This window comes from Paraburkholderia phenazinium (genome assembly GCF_900141745.1).
Classification (GTDB): domain Bacteria; phylum Pseudomonadota; class Gammaproteobacteria; order Burkholderiales; family Burkholderiaceae; genus Paraburkholderia; species Paraburkholderia phenazinium_B.
In genome coordinates this window covers 2,316,813-2,334,647 of sequence record NZ_FSRM01000002.1, presented here as the reverse complement: position 1 = coordinate 2,334,647, position 17,835 = coordinate 2,316,813, and the positions used below count along the sequence as shown (strand labels likewise).

Sequence of the window (17,835 nt, the reverse complement as noted above, 5' to 3'; positions counted from 1 at the left end):
TCCCGGAGTCAGTTATGAGCCGAATTATCGATTCACTTGCGCGTCGTGCGGGTCTGCTCGAACAGGAAGGGCCGCCGCCGTGCGGTTGCGAATTGCCGGTTGCCGGCAAGGCAGCGGCCAGCAAGCCTCCGTTGGCGTCGCGAAAGCGCCGCCTCGACTTGCGCGGCGTGGTGCTGCCCATCGTTGCGCTTGCGCTGTGGTGGGCTATTTCAGAGGCTCATCTGGTGAAGAGCGGCTTACTTGTCAGCCCTGCCGACGTGGCGCGAACCGCATGGCAACAGATCGTCAGCGGGGCGCTGGTACGTGCGCTGTCCGCGTCGCTCGCGCGTGAAGCGAGCGGTTTCGTGATCGGCACCGTGGGCGGCCTGCTGCTCGGCAGCGTGCTCGGCCTCTCGCGCATTGCGACCCGGGTGATCGGACCGAGTTTCGACACCTTCAAACAGATCTCGCTGTTCGCGTGGATTCCACTGATCTCCGTCTGGTTCGGCCTCGGGGATGCCGCGAAAATCGTCTTTTTGTCGCTTGCCGCGCTGCTGCCGGTCACCGCGCATACCTGCGATGGCATCCACACCGTGCCGCGTGCCTACATCGAAGTCGCGCGCGCCTTCCGCTATACGCGGTTGCAAATGATCCGCCACGTGATCTTGCCCGCAGCGTTGCCGTCGATTTTCACCGGCATCTATCTCGCGTTGATCTATTCATGGCTCGCCACGCTCGGCGCCGAATATCTGCTGGTTGCGGGCAGCGGTATCGGCAATACGCTGGTCGACGGCAGCGAGCAGTTCCGCATGGATCTGGTGCTGTTCGGGATCATTGTCGTCGGCATCACCGGGTGGGTGCTCAATGCACTGGCGCGTGCCGTCGAGCGAGCGGTGCTGGCGCGCCGCCACACCGCTTCGAATCCGGCGCGAGCCACGTTATAAAGAGGATTGCCGATCATGAGCACCGCCCTTTCCGAATCACTCGACATTCTTCACGTCAGCAAGCACTACACGCAGCGTGGCGTGCCGCTGGCGGTTCTCGACGACATTACCCTGCGGGTGCGGCCCGGGGAATTCGTCAGCGTGCTCGGCTCGAGCGGCTGCGGCAAGTCGACCTTGCTGCGCCTGATCGCCGGACTCGACAGCGACTACAGCGGTGAGATCCGGGTCGCCGGAGAACGGGTGAAGGATACGTCGCTCGAGCGCGGCATCGTGTTTCAGGACCACCGTCTGTTTCCTTGGCTGACAGCCTCGCAGAATATCCTCGCTGCCTTACGCAATGCGCCATTGTCCGCTAAAGAAAAACGCGAGGCCGTCGCCGAACACATTGCGCTGGTGGGTCTGAACGGCTTCGAGAATGCCTATCCGCATCAACTGTCAGGCGGCATGGCGCAGCGCGTGGCGATTGCACGCGGTCTCGTCAACCGGCCGCGTGTGCTGCTGCTCGACGAACCGTTCGGCGCACTCGATGCGCTGACCCGCGCCCGTCTGCAGAACGAACTGCAACGGATCTGGGAACGCGAGCGCATCACCATGATCCTCGTGACGCACGATGTCGACGAAGCCCTGTACCTGGGCGATCGAGTCGTCACGATGGCGCCGCGCCCTGGGCGAGTCAAACGGATTGTCGACGTCGCGCTGCCGCGGCCACGCCAGCGCAGCGATCCCCGCTTTATCCGCCTGCGCGACGAAGTGCTCGCCGATTTCGCCGAGGATGGCGCCGCAGCTCACAGCGATGGAGGCGGCGCGCCCTCTGGTGGTCAGCACGTATCAGGTGCTCCCGTCGATTCGCCAATCACCGACTGGCGGCTTGCCTGGTAAAACCGCGCGCGCAAAGCAATCACGCCACAATCTCATGGAGCAAAGAATGAGCGAAAACAAGCGGCAAATCCGGTTAGGCGCATTCCTCATGGAGACCGGCCATCACATCGCCGCATGGCGTCATCCGGATGCGCATGCGAGCGGCGGACTCGATTTCGCCCACTATGCCCAAGTCGCGCAAATCGCCGAGCGCGCGAAATTCGACACCATCTTCTTTGCCGACAGCGTCAGCGTGCGCGACACGAATCTGGCTTCGCTCTCGCGCACCGCACGGGCCGATCACTTCGAACCGTTAACGTTACTCTCGGCGCTTTCCGTGGTGACGCAAAATATCGGGCTGATCGCGACCGTTTCGACCACGTTCAACGAGCCATATAACCTGGCCCGCAAGTTCGCTTCACTTGATCACTTGAGCGGTGGCCGTTCGGGATGGAACCTCGTCACATCGAGTACCGAATCCGAAGCGCACAACTTCAGTTTCGAACAACATCCCGATCACGCGGTGCGTTATGAACGCGCCCGCGAGTTCTACGACGTTGTGGCAGGCCTCTGGGATAGCTGGGAAGACGACGCGTTTCTGCGCGACAAGGAGAGCGGTGTCTACTTCGATCCGGACAAGCTTCACGTACTCAATCACAAAGGCAAGCACTTCAAGGTGCGTGGGCCGCTTAACGTCGCACGCTCACCCCAGGGTTGGCCGGTGGTTGTACAGGCAGGCGCCTCGGAAGCCGGCAAGGAACTCGCCGCGCAAACTGCCGAGGTGATCTTCGTCGCACATCAGACGCTGGAAGAAGCCCAGGTGTTCTATCGCGACGTCAAAGGGCGACTGGCGAAATACGGACGGCAGCCCGATCATCTGAAAATCATGCCAGGTATCTTTCCTGTGATCGGCCGCACGCAGGAAGAGGCGCGCGAGAAATTCGACGAGTTGCAGAACCTGATCCATCCTACGGTCGGTCTATCGCTGCTATCGAATATGTCCGGCGGCGTCGATCTCTCGCAGTACCCCGTGGATGGCCCGCTGCCCGAGCTTCCAGAAACCAATGGCGGCAAGAGCCGTCAACGGTTGCTGTTCGATCTCGCACGCCGCGAGAATCTGACCATACGTGACCTGTATTTGCGCATCGCCGGTGCGCGTGGTCATCAGCAGGTAGTGGGCACGCCGCAAAGCATCGCAGATCAGCTACAGCAATGGTTCGAGGAAGAAGGTGCCGACGGCTTCAATATCATGTCGCCGTGGCTACCAGGCGGGCTTAGCGAATTTGCGGAACAGGTGGTGCCGGAGTTGCAACGCCGTGGGCTTTTCCGCACCGAGTACGAAGGCCACACGTTGCGTGAGAATCTGGGGCTGCCGCGGCCCCAGAACCGTTATACCCAAGGCACGGCGCAGGCACGGGCTGCAGTCCGCTAAACCGGTTTGGCTCGATGTCACGCCGGCCGTTGCGCCGCCGTGACATCAAATGATTATTTCGCCGCGGGCGGCGTCCAGATCCGGACGTCGGTCGCCTTCAACGTGTTCGGGATCAACCCTGCCGCAAAATACGTGTCCGCGATCCGCTGTTGTTCGCCAAGCTGGTCGCGCTTCACCGGCACGATGTCATAGCTGCGCCGGCTGTTCGCCAGCTCGACGGTCGGCGTCGGAATATCGCCCCACAACGGTCCAAGGATCTGTGCAGCCTCTTGCGGGTGCGCCTTAACCCACTTGCCTGTTTCGTTCAGCTCATCGAATACGACACGAATCACATCCGGGTGTTTGTCCGCAAACGCCGTAGTCGCCGTGTAAAAGCGGTTGTATTGCGCGACACCGCCAGTGCCGTCGGCGATCACGCGGACATGCGCGTCGCGCTGCTGTGCGGCAAGGAACGGATCCCAGATGGCCCAGGCGTCGATGTTGCCACCTCGAAACGCAGCGAGCGCATCCGGCGCTTCGAGGTAACGTACCTGAATATCCTTGATCGTCAGTCCAGCCTTGGCAAGCGCTGCAATCAGAAGAAAATTGCAGCCGGAGCCTTTCGATACCGCCACGCGCTTGCCCTTCAGATCCGCGATCGAATGGATCGGCGAATCCGGTGGGACGATGATGGCTTGTGCACTCGGCGCAGAGGTCTCTTCGGCGTAATACGTCAGCGGCGCGTTCGCGGCCTGCGTGAAGAGCGCGAATGCATCGGCGACATCCGCATGCAGATCGACGCTCCCAGCGTTTAGCGATTGCAGCAGCCCCGTTGAAAACTCATGCCAGCTGACGTCATAGCCCATTGCGTTGAGCTTCTTTTCCAGCGCGCCGGTGCGCTTTAACAGGATGAATAGCGTCGACGAGCGCTGATAGCTGATCGAAACCGTTTCGTTGGCTTGCGCGGCGTTCGTGCACAGCACGCCGAACAGCACCAGGGCGCAAACGGAAAACCGGCGCAGTCCAGACAGACCGGCCAAAGCGGAAAGAGCGAAGCGCATCGGGGAGATTCAGAAGTAGGCCAAGCTTTCGACTATATAAAGAATCGCGGGGACGCCAAATACGTATTTCAGCAATCGATATCGTCACAAATTGGAACGCGTGGTCACGTCGCGGCGCAGTGCGTCAGGCATCATTGACGTTTCCCCGGCACATATACTTGTGGAGGTTCTAGCGCCATGCCGACATCACCTGCCCGTTTCGGTGTCTGGGCACTCGTTCATGGCAGCCGCGCCGCGCTGCAGGATCCTGACGAACCGTACGACGCATCATGGGTGCGCAACAAGGCGCTGGTACTGGAGGCCGAGCGTCTCGGCTACGACTCCGTGCTGGTCGCGCAGCACACGATCAATCCGCACCGCGAGGAGCTGGATCAGCTCGAGGCGTGGACGGCTTCCGCTGCGCTTGCAGCGCTCACCGAGCGTATCGAGATTATCGCTGCCATCAAGCCCTATCTCTATCATCCGGTCGTGCTCGCGAAGATGGCGCAGCAGATCGAACACATCAGCGGCGGCCGCTTCGCCATCAATCTCGTCAATGCGTGGAATCGCCCCGAACTCGAGCGCGCCGGCATTGGTTTCGCCGAGCACGACGCGCGTTATGCATATGGCCGCGAGTGGATTACCGTTGTCGATTCGCTGTTGCGCGGCGAACGAACGAGTTTTAACGGCGAACACTTTCATGTCGACGACTATTTTCTGCGGCCGACCGACCCATTCCGCAATCGCCCGCGCATTTATGTGGGAGGCGAGTCGGATCCGGCGCGCGAGCTGGTGGCCGATAAGGGCGACGTCTGGTTCATCAACGGCCAGCCGCTGGAGGATGTGCAAAAGCTGATCGCCGATGTCGCCGCGCGGCCGCGTCCGGCATCGTTGCCCGCACCGTTGCGTTTTGGTCTGTCGGCATTCGTGATTGCGCGCGAAACCGAAGCAGAAGCACAAGAGCATCTTGCGCATCTGTTCGAACTGGCGGCCAAGGATGCGCCGTTACGCGAGCAGCAGAAAGCGAACATCGATCCAAACGTCGTCATGATCAAGACCTTCGCCAAAACGCCACGGGTGGGTTCGAACGGCGGCACGGCAGCAGGTCTTGTCGGCAGCTACGAGACAGTCGCGCAACGCATTGCCGCGTTTCATCGAGCCGGCATCGAACTGTTCATGCTGCAATTTCAGCCGTTTGAGGCGGATATGCGTGGCTTCGCCGAGCGGGTCATTCCGCGTGTGAAGGCGTTAACCGCGTGAGGTAAGCGCCTTCTGTTCTTCAGTTCAACGCCACAGCAGCCGCAGCCCCGACCGGCGATCCTTCCAGCGCGATCGATTGCCGGCCATCCGGGCCAACCGGAATATCGCCAACCAGCGTGGTGCGATATAGCTGACGGTCGAAGTCAAGATCGTAGATATCCGTAGGCGCCAGATGCGCGGTGGCGCGATTGTCCCAGAAGGCAATGCTGCCTAGCTCCCATTTGAAACGAACCGTGAATTCGGGGCGCGTCACGTGTTCCCAGAGCAGTTCCAGCAACACCTGATTTTCTCGCGGCGTGACGCCAACGATGTACTTCAGGAAGCCAGGGCTCACATAGAGCGCACGTTCCCCCGTTTCCGGATGCACACGTACCAGTGGATGCTCGGTCACGAGCGTGTGCTGCGATACGGCCTGCACGAATGAATCAGTGCCCTTCGCGCCTGCCGGCGGCGCAAACCGGTGCACGCCGCGCAAGCCATCGACCAACGCGCGCAAAGGTTCGGACAGCTTCAGATAAGCGGTGACGAGATTGGTCCACTGGGTGTCGCCGCCGAATGGCGGGATGGTGACGCCACGCAAAATCGACGCATACGGCGGATTGATCGCGGCGGTGACATCGGTGTGCCATCCCGTCCACGGTCTCAGCAGCGGCTCCCCCTCGAAGCGGGTGGCCTTGCGAAACTTGGAGATCGAGTAGATCTGCGGATGACCGTCCACGTGTCCGAAGACCGGATGCCCCACCGTAAGCTCACCGAACTGCGCGGAAAAGGCGACGTGCTGCTCGTGCGTCAAAAACTGCTCGCGGAAAAACACCACTCGCCATCGCAGCAAGGCCGCGCGAATCTCCGCGACCTGTTGAGCGGATAGCGGCCGGGTGAGATCGACGCCGTGAATTTCTGCGCCGATATGCGCCGAGAGCGGCGCGACCTGGATCGAGCCGATGTCGGCCGAGACGGCTGCACTCATTGAAGACTCCTGTTCCTGAAGAAGGGGGACTCGCGCGATACCTCGCTAACAGTAAAGCCGGCCAGACGCCAGGCCAACCAATCTTTGCGCATATGCAAAACCTCTGCGGTGTGAACGCGCTGCAGAGCTGTACCCGGCCGCGTCCTCGTCAATGGGAAAGCACCATCGGCCGCAGTTGGCGCGGTATGCCTCTCAGGCATGCCCGCCAACCTACAAAGTCTTTTATCTTTCCACGTGCTGCCACTAGATTACGCATCAGGCGGGACGCAACGACAGCCGCTCCGGCGAAGCGGACCGGCAATCGCACTCCATACCTGCCAGCTATATCGCCGAGGAACTGAAGTAACTGGAATCTGATCATGAGCCCTCTCAGTGGAAAAACCGCGCTCGTCACGGGCGCCTCTCGCGGGATAGGCCGTGCTAGCGCGCTGGCCCTCGCGAAAGCAGGCGCCCAGGTTCTGGTTCACTATTGCCCTGAAGACACAGCGGCCAACGAAGTGGTTACGCAGATTCGCGCAGCCGGTGGCCACGCCGACAGAATTGCTGCGGATCTGAGCGCCCCGGATGGGCCGCACCGGCTGGCAAATCGAGCGCGCGCCGTAATCGGCGCACGTCTGGATGTACTGGTGTGCAGCGCCGACATGACGAAGGGCGCGAGCATTGAAGACACCACCGTCGCCGATTTCGACGAGCTGTTCGCCTTGAACGTGCGCGCGCCCTACTTTCTGGTGCAGCAACTGATGCCGGCGATGTGCAAAGGCAGTAGCGTCTTGCTGGTCTCCTCGCTGGCGACCCATGATCAGGTGGGCACCGTATCGTCACCGGCATCGGCCTATGCGGCAAGCCAAGGCGCCGTCGACACGCTGGTGAAGTACTTTGCGACCACGCTCGGTGCCCGCGGCGTGCGCGTCAATGCGATTGCTGCGGACGTGGTGGCAAGCGGAATATCAGACCCAAAAACAAAAAATAGTGGCCGGCTAACGCCAACGGCCCCCGAAATGCAGAGGTTCAAGCGTAGCGCGCAACCCGAGGACATCGGCGGGGCAGTCGTTTTTCTCGCTTCGGACGCGGCACGCTGGATTACCGGCGAGACGCTGTGCGTCGACGGCGGTTCGAAACTTTAATCAGCATACCCAAGGAATAGCCATGGACAACCAACCTGTCGTACTCATCACCGGCGCACTGACTGGCATCGGTCGCGCTACCGCAATCGCTTTTGCTCGTGACCACGCCCGTATCGTCGTTTCGGGGCGCCGCGCGGAAGAAGGCCGGCAACTCGCCGAGGAGCTACGCTCGCTCGGTGCCGAGGCAGAGTTCGTGCAGTCAGACGTGCGCTTCGAAGACGAAGTGCGCAAGCTCGTCGACGCCACCGTCGCGCGATTCGGACGGCTAGACATCGCGGTCAACTCGGCGGGCACCGAAGGCGAATCGGCCCCGGTGATCGAGCAAACCCCCGAACGCTACGCCGCCGTGTTCGAAACCAATGTGCTCGGCACGTTGCTCGCAATGAAACACGAACTTCGTGTCATGGCGCCGCAAGGTAGCGGTAGTATCGTCAACATCTCGTCGACGATGGGCGCGCGCGGTGCAGCAGGCGCATCGCTATATGTGGCCAGCAAGCACGCCGTGGAAGGCCTCACGAAGTCGGCGGCGCTCGAGGCCGCGGCGTTCGGTGTACGCGTCAATGCGGTCGCGCCTGGTCCTGTCGAAACAGCGATGCTCGACCGGCTCACGGCGAATGCGGAACGCAAGGCTGCCTTTCTCGCCGGTGTCCCCCTCAAGCGTGCCGGGACGCCGGAAGAAATGGCCGACGCGATCCTGTTCGTTGCGTCGCCGCGCGCGAGCTTCATGACCGGTGAGGTGCTCAGAGTCAATGGTGGAAGAACTGCTGCCTAGAAGTGCCCGATCAACCGAGGCCAACACGCGAATCAGACGCCATCCGGCCCATACGGAGAGCTGCCATGCTTTACGAAATCCGCACTTATACTTTCAAGCCGCTGCGTGCAACCGACTTCTCGCCGCTCAAGTAGCCCTTAAGTACCCTCAAACGTTCCCATGACTCTGGTATGACACCCCCATGCCATCAACCGACAAGGTGAAGACGATGTCTACTCCCGCTTTCGAAGACCTGCCCGCCGCGCTCCAGAGCATCCAGACGCGGCCGTTGTTCGTGATGCGGCTCGATGTCAAGCCGATCGTCATCGTCGGCGACACGCCGGGAACGTTTCGCCGCATCGGCATCGTGCCGTCCGGCACCTTTGCGGGCGAGCGCCTGAGCGGCAAGGTGCTCGACGGCGGCAGCGACTGGCAAAGCGCGCGCAGCGACGGCAGTACCACGCTCGATGTGCGCCTGATCCTGCAGACCGACGATGGTGTCAACATCACGATAGCCTACCGCGGCATTCGCCACGGCGCGGCCGACGTGATCCAGCGGCTCGAAAAAGGCGAACCGGTCGATCCGGCCAGCTACTACTTTCGCATCAATCCGGTCTTCGAAGCCCCCGCTGGCAAGTATGAATTTCTGAACCGGGTGATCGCGGTGGGCACGGGTCACCGCTTCAAGGACGGGCCGGTCTATAGCGTGTTTGAGGTGCTCTAGGCAAAGGACCGGCAGCCACGCCTTCCGCGTTGCCATCACCGACAAAAAACCGGAGTATGTCTAAACATGTGCAGCCACCCTTCAACAAAGAACTCAAAGAGTATGTATGAGCTAAATTCCAGGCCTACAATGCGCTGACAATGGACTCGTCGTCGATAGCCCCAGAGGAGGGAGAAATGACGGAACGGCCCGCATACATCTACACCAGTGGCTCACCGGTGCAGCACACGCCCATGCACCTCAACGCATCCGACATGTACGGCTTTTTTATCAAAGGGGATCTGAAAAAGCTGCAGGCTACCGTCGACGGGACGCTCAATCGGGTGGCTGCCGGCCGGATGACTTTTCAGGTGCTGTCGCCCTACATCATGCTGACATTCACACGCGTGGAGCATGCCCAATCGGGCTTCCCCGCGGATGAAAACAAGGGCTGGGGTAAGGAAACCGACATCATCACGTGGATATCGGTTGGGCAAATCGAAGAAAAAGACGGCGCCACGAAGTTGCAGCGCGTCTTTCTTTACCCGGCGTATACATGGGTCGACGTGCCTATGGCCATTTCCATCGGCCGTGAAGTCTTTGGCTATCCAAAGAGCCTGTGTCAATTCAGCATGCCGGAACCAGGCGGGGACCCGCGCGAATTCAAGTTTTCCTCCGAAGGCTGGCAACCCTACAGTCCTCAGACGCAACTAGGCATGCACCCTCTGATCGAGGTCACTGCAATCGATACGCAGAACGCGCATCGGCCCTTGCTTGGATTTATCGATGTGATACGTGAGGGTTTAGACATTCTGCGCTCGGAGAAGGATCTGTTTGCACTCGACGAGGCGGGGATAGAGGATCTCGCAACACTCTTTTTGCGAACACGCGTCGATCAGCTATTTCTCAAGCAGTTCCCGGACGCCAATGGCCTTAAGGCCGTGTACCAGGCCATTGTCGTTGCGCCCGCCACAGTCGACAAAGTGCACAGCGCCAGATTGCTTGGCTATACCTATGCGTGCACATTGCACAAGTTCGATACTTTCCGGCTAGACGAGACCTTGGGCCTCCAGCTCGGAGAACAGCCTGTACTCCTACCTTTCCACATCAATATGGACTTCACCATCTCAGCGGGTGAAGAATTGCTCCAGACCGCGGAGGCAAGCTCGCAGAAAATCGCCGTTCTCGGCGGCGGCCCAGGCGCGATGGCTGCCGCGTTTTATCTTACCGAGCAGCCCGGCTGGCAAGACCGTTACGACATAACTGTCTATCAGATGGGGTGGCGCCTGGGCGGAAAATGTGCCAGTGGACGCAATGCCGAGTTGGGCCAGCGCATCGAAGAGCACGGACTGCATATGTGGTTCGGCTTTTATGACAATGGCTTTACCGTGATGCAAAAGGTCTACGACGCCCTCAATCGGCCTGCTACTGCTCCGCTTGCGAAGTGGGAAGACGCTTTTAAGCCACAGAACTACATTGTGCTCACCGAGTATATCGACCAAAGCTATAAGTTCTGGCCGATCGAGATACCGATCAAACCGGGTGTCCCGGGGGCGCACAACGAGGAAATCACATTTTCGGCAATATTGGAAACCGTAACGGCATGGATTGGGCAATGGCTGGACGATCTCGGCCATCATTTGTTACATGCCGCCAGGGAATCTGGAGGGGTTATCGAGGAAGCAGAAGCCATTCTGGCAAGCGTCATCGGATTCGTGAAGCGCCTGCCCGAAGTGTTCCACTTCCGGGAGAAGCAGCATCACCAGTTTGTACTAACCGAGTTGCAGACGGTTCAGGCTTCTCTGCCCCAGTACGTCTCCCATCATCTGGGCATTGACGACAAGGTGCGGCATCTCTTCATTTCCATCGATCTGGCCGTCACGAGCCTGATCGGCATGCATGCCGACGGCGTCTTGCACCATGGCTTCGACGTCCTCAACAACATCGAATTCCGCGACTGGTTGCGCAAGCACGGCGCCAACGAAGCCTATACGATTGATTCCGCGCCGGTCCGCGGACTCTATGACCTCGTGTTCGCCTTTATGGATGGCGACACCGCTCGCCCGAACATCGAGGCTGGCACGATGCTGCGCGGCATCTTGCGGTTGGCCATTGGTTATCACGGCGGCTTCATCTGGAAAATGCAGGCCGGCATGGGCGACACCGTCTTTACGCCGCTGTATCAAGTGCTAAAACAGCGTGGCGTGAGCTTCCAGTTCTTCCACAACGTGGACGAACTGATTCCGGACGCCGACGGTGTAGGTGAAATCGTCATGACTCAACAGGTGGCTCTTGCAGAAGGCGTCACCGAATACAACCCGCTGGTCGATATCGCCGATCTGGAGTGTTGGCCAAGCTGTCCGAACTACGAGCAGATCGACCCGGCACAGGCACGCACACTGCAGGCCAAAGATGTGGACCTCGAATCCCACTGGAGCGACTGGGCGCAAATTTATAGCGCTGAGTTTGGCAAGCCATTACCGGTCAAGCGGCTAAAACGCGGAGTGGACTTCGACAAGATTGTCTACGGACTGTCGATCGGCTCCCTGCCGCATGTCTGCCCAAAGCTGCTAGAGAAGAGCGTTCCCCTCAAGGCAGCCAGCGACAACGTGAAGACGGTGGCGACTCAGGCCTATCAGATATGGCTGAGCAAGAGCATCCGGGACCTCGGCTGGAATGTATTCGGCTCCAACGGAGAGGAGCCCGAGTTGAGCGCGTTCAGCAAGCCCTTCAATACCACGACGCCGATGAATCAATTGCTGGCGCGTGAAGTGTGGCCGACTGGTCACGTGCCACAGAGCGTCTCTTACTTTTGCAGTCCGCTGCCTACGCCTGATTCGCCGCCCCGCACCGATGCCAACTACGCCTCGCGTTGCACGGAAGAAGTAAAACTGAGTGCGCTTGGTCAACTGCAGCACGAGGTCTTTAACCTCTGGCCCGCCGTGGCGTCTCCAGGTTTATTCGACTGGCGGATATTGATCGATCCGACTAACGGCAGCGGGCTGGCGCGTTTCGACGCGCAGTATTGGCGCGCGAATGTAAACCCTTCCGACCGCTACGTGCTCTCGACCGTGGGTAGTACGCAGTACCGCATAACGAGCGATGCATCCGGCTTTAGCAACCTGTATCTTGCAGGCGATTGGCTCAAGACGGGCATCAACGCTGGTTGCGTGGAGGGCGCCATCATGGGCGGCATGCAGGCTTCACGTGCAATTAGCGGATATCCGCCCATCATCAAGGGCGAGAGTGACCACTGAGGGGTAGCGATCTTTCAGTGTCAGGCTTGCGGCAGTTTTCTCACGTCTGCAATGGCGGTGCACCAATGCGTTCGTGCTGAACACGCGCCTGCTCCAGAAACTCGGTTCTTTCAGAGCTATCGTGCGGACTGTGGTTGCCGAGTTCGTACAGCAACACCGCCTCGTCATAGCCGGCGCCGAGCGCGCGTGCGGCGGCAAGCCCTCTGCGCCAGCATGCGAGAGCGAAACGTCTGTCATGCCGGGTTGCCGCTAATCTGCCCGCAAGCAACGCGGCACGCGGCGCGGCTACCTTCGTTGCGCGCGCATATTGCGCAAGGATATGACATGCGCGTTGCGCATCGCGCCGACTCGCCAATCCGCACTCCGAAGCATCGATCAGGGTTTGCGCAATGCCCGCAATTCCGTCTGTCACATACCACGCGACAGGCACGCCTGCCGACAGGTTGTCGAGGCCCGCTTGAGCCGACTCGACCGCGCGCACGCGATCGCCTAGCCGCCAATACGACGCCGCGATCAAGCCCTGGCAGAATATCCGGTCGAACTGCGCCAGCTCGCGCGCGACAATCACCTTGTCGAGGCGGATCACCAGCTCCTCCAACGGACCTCCTTGCGCCAGCGCGAGCGAGGTATCGAAGCCATGCAGGTAAGCCGCTATTTGCGCCGGCATGTCATGGCGTGCAGGACGCAATTTGTCCAGCCACTCCTTGGCATGGGTCAATTGCCCTCGCGCCAGAGCAACAGCGCACAAACCGGCAATCGATTGTTGCCAGCGCTCGATTGAGCCGAGACGCGCATAGAGCGACGCCGAGTAATTCAAACATTCCACGGCCTGTTCCCAGCTGCCAGCGGCCGCCCAGTACACGCCACTCACCACGTTAGCGTAAGCGATATCGTCGATACCGCCCTGCTCCTCCGCCAACGCCAGCGAACGCCGGTTGTAGACCTGCGATAGCCAGCGCAGGTCCGCGCCGGCGAAGCCAATCGCCATGGCGGCGAAGCCTTTCACAGCCTCACGCACGCTGCCAGAGCGTTCGGCAAGATTGAGCGACGTCAGCGTCGCATGCAGAAGCGACAGCTTTCCGCTGTTGAAGTACGCGATTTCGCTAAGTTTCTCGTGAATGTGCGAGATCCGCGGCAGCAGCGGATCTGCGCTCCGTCCTCGCATCAGGCCCGCACGCGCGCTCAATTGCTGGACTAGTTGCCAGGCAAGGTCCGCGACCATCGTCCCGGCGAAACGCGGCACCGCCCGGCCGGCGCACACGAGCGCACGATTGAAGTGATCCCTGGCCGCACCGTATTGAAACAGCTCGATATGCGCTTCTCCGAGCATCGCCTCGCAACGCATCTCGCCTTCCCGATCCGGCGGCAGCTTGTATTCGTTAGCAAGCCTGATCGCCCGCTCCGCCTGCCTGATAGCGTCGCGGTTCGCATAGTGTTTCAACGAAAGCTCTGCAGACCTCTCGAGATACGTCACGGCAGCAGGAATGTTCCGCGCGCGTTCCCAATGGGACGCCAGTGCCGCGAAGTGCGGCTCGAGATCGTGCGATTCGTTGCGTTCGACCCAGTCCGCTATATCGCGATGCAGTTCCCGGCGCAGCGAGTACGGCAGCAGTTCGTACACTGCATCCTGCACCAGGACGTGCTTGAAACGGTAGCAGTCGCTCTCGTCGCCTACGGGGTACACGACGTCTTCGCGCTCAAGCACCCGTGCCAGGGCGATGAGATCGGCCGTGCCTTGCTCGCCAGGAAACAGATCGCGGAGCATCTTGAGCGAAAACTCCTGCCCGATCACAGCCGCGATCTTCAACATGAGCTGTTCGGCAGCGCCGAGCGTATCGAGCCGGCTGACGATCACGCCGCGCAATCCCTCAGGCAGCATGGCATTGGCTTCGCTCTCAGCCTCGGCAGAAAACGCTGCAACACGGTCGGTCATCTCGAGATAACCGGAGACGTGAAGCGCCGAAACAACCTCTTCGGCATACAGCGGATTTCCCTCCGTGCGCTCCACTACGAAATCGACAAGCTCGTGCGTCGCCTCCGCCGCACCCAGACGGTCGGCGATCAATACGCTCAAGGCCGCTCGCGTGAGAGCGGGTAAGTAAATACAGCGCGACTCGCGGACAACCTGATGCGCCTCGACAGCGGCGGAGTCGTCGAGCGGCCGCGTGGCGGCCAGCAGAAGAAGACCCGGCGGTCGCGCGATCGCGAGTTCCAGAAGCATGGCCGCGGATGCGCTGTCGAACCAGTGCAGATCGTCGGCAATCAGCAATATGGGCGTATCGCGCGATGAGCGCGAAACAAGCGCCGTCACGAGCATCCGCAAGCCCTCGGCTCTCGCGTGGCCGACCATCTCCCGCGTGAGCTCCGTATCGGCGAGCTGGAACGGCATGACGTCGTTAAGGAGTGGCAACCATGACGTGAGGTTTTCGTCGTCCACAACAAGATTTGCGGCAGTACGGCTCGCCAGTACCGGGTCGAACTTGCCTGTGCCGCAAAGCAGTTGCGCGAGGATGTGTCGCCAGACGTAGAAAACCGACATCGATTCCAGCGCAAAGCCTGCGCTCCAGATGACTGAAGCGCCCCGCTCACGCGCATTGGCCGCCATATCTGCAATGAGCCGGGTCTTACCGAGGCCCGCCTCACCGCACAAAGCGATAGCGTCGCCGTGCCCTGCAATGACCTCATCGAGCGCAAGCGATAATTGTTGTGCTTCCTTCTCGCGGCCGACCGATACGCCCGCGAACGAATGTCCCTCACTCGCCGCACCTGCCCGCGGCTGCCAGACGGCGACAACTTCAGCGAAGCCCTTGGCCGAGACAGGGTCGCACGCTTCGAATTGAAATTCGCGCGCGGCGCCGTCGCGTGTTGCCCTGTCGCACAGTACGCGGCCATGCGCAGCGGTCATGAGCCGTGCGGCGCGGTTCACCACCCCACCCGTCAGTCCCGCATGGCGGCGCTCGTTGCCGCCGCGGTCGGCGTAAAGAGCCAGTCCCGAAGTGATGCCCATGCTGAGCGGAATTCCGCGCTCGCGCATTGCGGCGGCAAGCGCTCGCCCGGCGGCCACCGCGCGAACTGCGTCATCTTCGTGCGCCATGCCCGGCAAGCCGAATACCGAAAGTAGCGTGAGCCCCTTGTCATCCGCAGAAAGTTCGGTGAGGGCGCCGCCAAAACGTTCGTGTACTTTTTGCGTGCTGGCTACCGCAGCTTGCAGAAGGCTCAATGCATTCTCGCCGGAGTAATCGACGATGGACGGCCCGATGAATAGCGTGGTGATATTCCTGAACTCTCCGAACCAACGCCCGCCGCCCATGCGTACGCGTTCAAGAAAGTGATGCCCGAAAAACTTTTCCAGCATACCGGATGGTGGACCAGGCTCCTCCAGCGGCGGCGGTAAAGGCGCCAATACGGGACCGTATTGTTCCGTGATGCAAGCAGCGCCGCACGGCAGCGCTCGGGCAACAAAATGCGCCTTCACCACGTCCCACAACGATTCACATACTACGACCTCGTCCGCACTGCCCTTATGATTGGCTGCCGCCGCCTCGGCCACTGGCCCGCCTGCGGTGAGGCTGTACCACTTCCCGCCGACCCCGCCGACAGTCAGATGCGTGAGCGTGCCCTCTGCGAGCGATACCCGTTGACGCATTTGCACACCGGTTTCCGCGATGATTTCCGGTAACGCACGTTGCAGCTGCAGGCCACACTGCACGGCGAGCCGCGCGGTCGCATCCGGTGTCGCGTCGTATTCCCATATCACGCGGATGGCGTCGCCGACGAAATCCAGAACATCACCCCCGTGCGCGATCGAGATGCCGGTCATTCTTCCAAAGTAACGGTCAAGGATCGCCGACAAGCGTTCCGCACCCGCGACCCCTTCGCGTGCAAATGTTTCGGTGAGCTCGGTAAAGCCCGCGATGTCCACCATCATCGCCACGCCCCGGAACTCACGCGCACTCGGGGTCTCACACGTTCCCGCCGTCAACAGATGTCGCGGTACGTAGCGTGAAAGCCCCGTCGGAATGAATGCGCTGGTCTCGCCCACCTCTCCCCTCCCGCAGACAATAAAATACCTACATTTACTTTACATGCAATGGTGGCATTGCGCTGGAAATCTGTATTCGCCCAGCGTTCGCGTTCGCGCGCCGCGAATAGCATGTCTCGGCCTCGTTACGGCCGGGTTAATGGACGAATGCGAATTCGTTAAGTGTGTTGTATAACGAACACCGACGCGTCAATGGGCGCAGCAGGTTCTGTTTCTGTCTTAGTTCATACGAATACAGGTACGAGACCCGCCAGGCGCAGACGCGGGTAAGGTTAACCGTTCCAAAAAAATCGAGGCTTATGCATATCATTTTCGTTGCGCCTGCCGGTCTGTTTCGCGAGGGCGTTGCGCGTCTGCTCGCCGAACTCGCGCCACGCACTGAAGTGACATGTGTGGACTACCGGACGGGCGCTTTCGACAGCGGCTCGAGCGCCGATCTGCTGGTACTGGACGGCGAGCACAAAAGCGAAGCGCTTGAAGCGCTGGACGCGTTGCGTTGCAACATTCCGCTTTTGCCTGCCCTCGCGCTGCTGAACGAGATTGGTCAGAAGACGATCGACACTTTCATTGCGGCCGGCGTGACAGGGTGTGTGAGCAAATCGGAATCCGCCGGTGCGCTGCTGGGCGCTCTGCGGATCGTGCTGGCCGGCGCCACATACCTGCCGCCCGCGTTGCTCGCGTTCGCAAACAAGATCGTTTCGCCCACCGCTGCGCAGGCCGCCTCACGCGCCACCACGGCATCCGCCGCCAACGGCGCTGTGCTTACGCCGCGCCAGATCGAAGTGCTGGCGCTCGCGGCGCGCGGAGAGTCGAACAAGTCGATCGCGCGGCAACTCAACATTGCGGAAGGAACCGTGAAAGTGCACCTGTACACGGTGTACAAGGCGTTGAAGGTCGGCAGCCGCGGCCAGGCCAGCATCGCGGCCGCACGGCTGGAAAAGGTTGGCGATGCACAGCTTCATCATGCGCTCGACGCTCAGCTCACCATCAAGCGGTTGCTCTCGCACCTGTCTCCCAGCCACTTCAGACGTGGCGACGTGCTGTTCCACAAGAACGCGCCGAGCGATGCGCTCTACTATATTGTGCGCGGGACAATCGGTCTTCAGGAGATCGGGGTCGAAGTGGGGGCTGGCACCATACTGGGAGAAATTGGGCTGTTTTCCCCTGACCATCGCCGCACCTGCACGGCTGTCTGCAAGAGCGACTGCGAACTGCTGATGGTGTCGGCGACCGACGCCATGCGGATGTACTACCAGGATCCGGAGTTTGCCACCTACCTGGTCCGCCTCATTACGCGCCGGCTGGAGGCCGACAAATCGCGTCCCAAGCTCACCAGCTGAACCGGTAGCCCACCTGCCCGAACTCGGTGCGCCGAGAGTCCCTGCCGATGTTGTGGGCGTACTGCAAATCCGCGTATAGCTCCGAGCGTCGTAATTGGATATTTTTAGGCACCGACGGTGGCGCTGGCGCGACTCGTATTGGACAGCATTCCCAGGTAG

The 17,835-nt window shown here is 60.7% G+C and carries 12 protein-coding genes; 9 read left to right on the top strand and 3 right to left on the bottom strand.

Features of this window, described 5'->3' with window-relative positions:
- Positions 1–14: 14 nt before the first annotated feature.
- From BUS06_RS30365 to BUS06_RS30355, 3 genes are read left to right on the top strand one after another with little or no spacing between them, the layout of a single operon-like run.
- On the top strand, positions 15–923 hold the full coding sequence (locus BUS06_RS30365) for an ABC transporter permease (RefSeq protein ID WP_083611682.1): 909 nt from the start codon (positions 15–17) through the stop codon (positions 921–923).
- A 15-nt stretch (positions 924–938) separates the two neighbouring features.
- Complete coding sequence (locus tag BUS06_RS30360; protein ID WP_074268031.1) at positions 939–1,802, top strand: ABC transporter ATP-binding protein; 864 nt, start codon at positions 939–941, stop codon at positions 1,800–1,802.
- A gap of 46 nt (positions 1,803–1,848) precedes the next feature.
- Complete coding sequence (locus tag BUS06_RS30355; protein WP_074268030.1) at positions 1,849–3,213, top strand: LLM class flavin-dependent oxidoreductase; 1,365 nt, start codon at positions 1,849–1,851, stop codon at positions 3,211–3,213.
- Between the two features lie 53 nt (positions 3,214–3,266).
- On the opposite strand, the gene BUS06_RS30350 is transcribed toward BUS06_RS30355, so the two are convergent.
- Entirely contained in the window at positions 3,267–4,253 is a 987-nt protein-coding gene (locus BUS06_RS30350) for an aliphatic sulfonate ABC transporter substrate-binding protein (RefSeq protein ID WP_083611681.1), read from the bottom strand.
- Positions 4,254–4,430: 177 nt separating this feature from the next.
- Between BUS06_RS30350 and BUS06_RS30345 the strand changes: the two genes are divergently transcribed.
- Positions 4,431–5,492 carry an LLM class flavin-dependent oxidoreductase gene (locus BUS06_RS30345; protein ID WP_074268029.1) on the top strand — a complete coding sequence of 354 codons (1,062 nt, stop codon included), beginning with the start codon at positions 4,431–4,433 and terminating at the stop codon, positions 5,490–5,492.
- 19 nt (positions 5,493–5,511) lie between these two features.
- Here the strand turns inward: BUS06_RS30345 and BUS06_RS30340 are convergent, their stop codons facing one another.
- Positions 5,512–6,459: a TauD/TfdA dioxygenase family protein gene (locus tag BUS06_RS30340; protein ID WP_074268028.1), complete on the bottom strand. Its 948-nt coding sequence runs from the start codon at positions 6,457–6,459 to the stop codon at positions 5,512–5,514.
- Between the two features lie 359 nt (positions 6,460–6,818).
- On the opposite strand from BUS06_RS30340, the gene BUS06_RS30335 reads away from it, so the two are divergent.
- From BUS06_RS30335 to BUS06_RS30320, 4 genes are all read left to right on the top strand, one after another.
- Positions 6,819–7,583: an SDR family NAD(P)-dependent oxidoreductase gene (locus BUS06_RS30335; RefSeq protein WP_074268027.1), complete on the top strand. Its 765-nt coding sequence runs from the start codon at positions 6,819–6,821 to the stop codon at positions 7,581–7,583.
- 22 nt (positions 7,584–7,605) lie between these two features.
- Entirely contained in the window at positions 7,606–8,355 is a 750-nt protein-coding gene (locus BUS06_RS30330; protein WP_074268026.1) for an SDR family NAD(P)-dependent oxidoreductase, read from the top strand.
- A 208-nt stretch (positions 8,356–8,563) separates the two neighbouring features.
- Positions 8,564–9,058, top strand: a complete 495-nt coding sequence (locus BUS06_RS30325; RefSeq protein ID WP_074269379.1) for a DUF3237 domain-containing protein — start codon at positions 8,564–8,566, stop codon at positions 9,056–9,058.
- A 176-nt stretch (positions 9,059–9,234) separates the two neighbouring features.
- Positions 9,235–12,294, top strand: coding sequence for an NAD(P)-binding protein (locus tag BUS06_RS30320; RefSeq protein WP_074268025.1), 3,060 nt, complete (start codon positions 9,235–9,237; stop codon positions 12,292–12,294).
- Between the two features lie 40 nt (positions 12,295–12,334).
- On the opposite strand, the gene BUS06_RS30315 is transcribed toward BUS06_RS30320, so the two are convergent.
- On the bottom strand, positions 12,335–16,336 hold the full coding sequence (locus BUS06_RS30315; RefSeq protein WP_143787684.1) for an AAA family ATPase: 4,002 nt from the start codon (positions 16,334–16,336) through the stop codon (positions 12,335–12,337).
- Between the two features lie 299 nt (positions 16,337–16,635).
- Here BUS06_RS30315 and BUS06_RS30310 point away from each other — a divergent pair, with 299 nt between their 5' ends.
- A complete protein-coding gene (locus tag BUS06_RS30310) occupies positions 16,636–17,676 on the top strand; it encodes a LuxR C-terminal-related transcriptional regulator (RefSeq protein WP_074268023.1) in 1,041 nt (346 codons plus the stop codon).
- The last annotated feature ends 159 nt before the right edge of the window (positions 17,677–17,835 follow it).

Coding starts and splice junctions, on each gene's coding strand:
- BUS06_RS30360 (WP_074268031.1), top strand. CDS start 939: ATGAGCACCGCCCTTTCCGAATCACTCGACATTCTTCACGTCAGCAAG.
- BUS06_RS30310 (WP_074268023.1), top strand. CDS start 16,636: ATGCATATCATTTTCGTTGCGCCTGCCGGTCTGTTTCGCGAGGGCGTT.
- BUS06_RS30325 (WP_074269379.1), top strand. CDS start 8,564: ATGTCTACTCCCGCTTTCGAAGACCTGCCCGCCGCGCTCCAGAGCATC.
- BUS06_RS30365 (WP_083611682.1), top strand. CDS start 15: ATGAGCCGAATTATCGATTCACTTGCGCGTCGTGCGGGTCTGCTCGAA.
- BUS06_RS30345 (WP_074268029.1), top strand. CDS start 4,431: ATGCCGACATCACCTGCCCGTTTCGGTGTCTGGGCACTCGTTCATGGC.
- BUS06_RS30355 (WP_074268030.1), top strand. CDS start 1,849: ATGAGCGAAAACAAGCGGCAAATCCGGTTAGGCGCATTCCTCATGGAG.
- BUS06_RS30335 (WP_074268027.1), top strand. CDS start 6,819: ATGAGCCCTCTCAGTGGAAAAACCGCGCTCGTCACGGGCGCCTCTCGC.
- BUS06_RS30350 (WP_083611681.1), bottom strand. CDS start 4,253: ATGCGCTTCGCTCTTTCCGCTTTGGCCGGTCTGTCTGGACTGCGCCGG.
- BUS06_RS30330 (WP_074268026.1), top strand. CDS start 7,606: ATGGACAACCAACCTGTCGTACTCATCACCGGCGCACTGACTGGCATC.
- BUS06_RS30340 (WP_074268028.1), bottom strand. CDS start 6,459: ATGAGTGCAGCCGTCTCGGCCGACATCGGCTCGATCCAGGTCGCGCCG.
- BUS06_RS30320 (WP_074268025.1), top strand. CDS start 9,235: ATGACGGAACGGCCCGCATACATCTACACCAGTGGCTCACCGGTGCAG.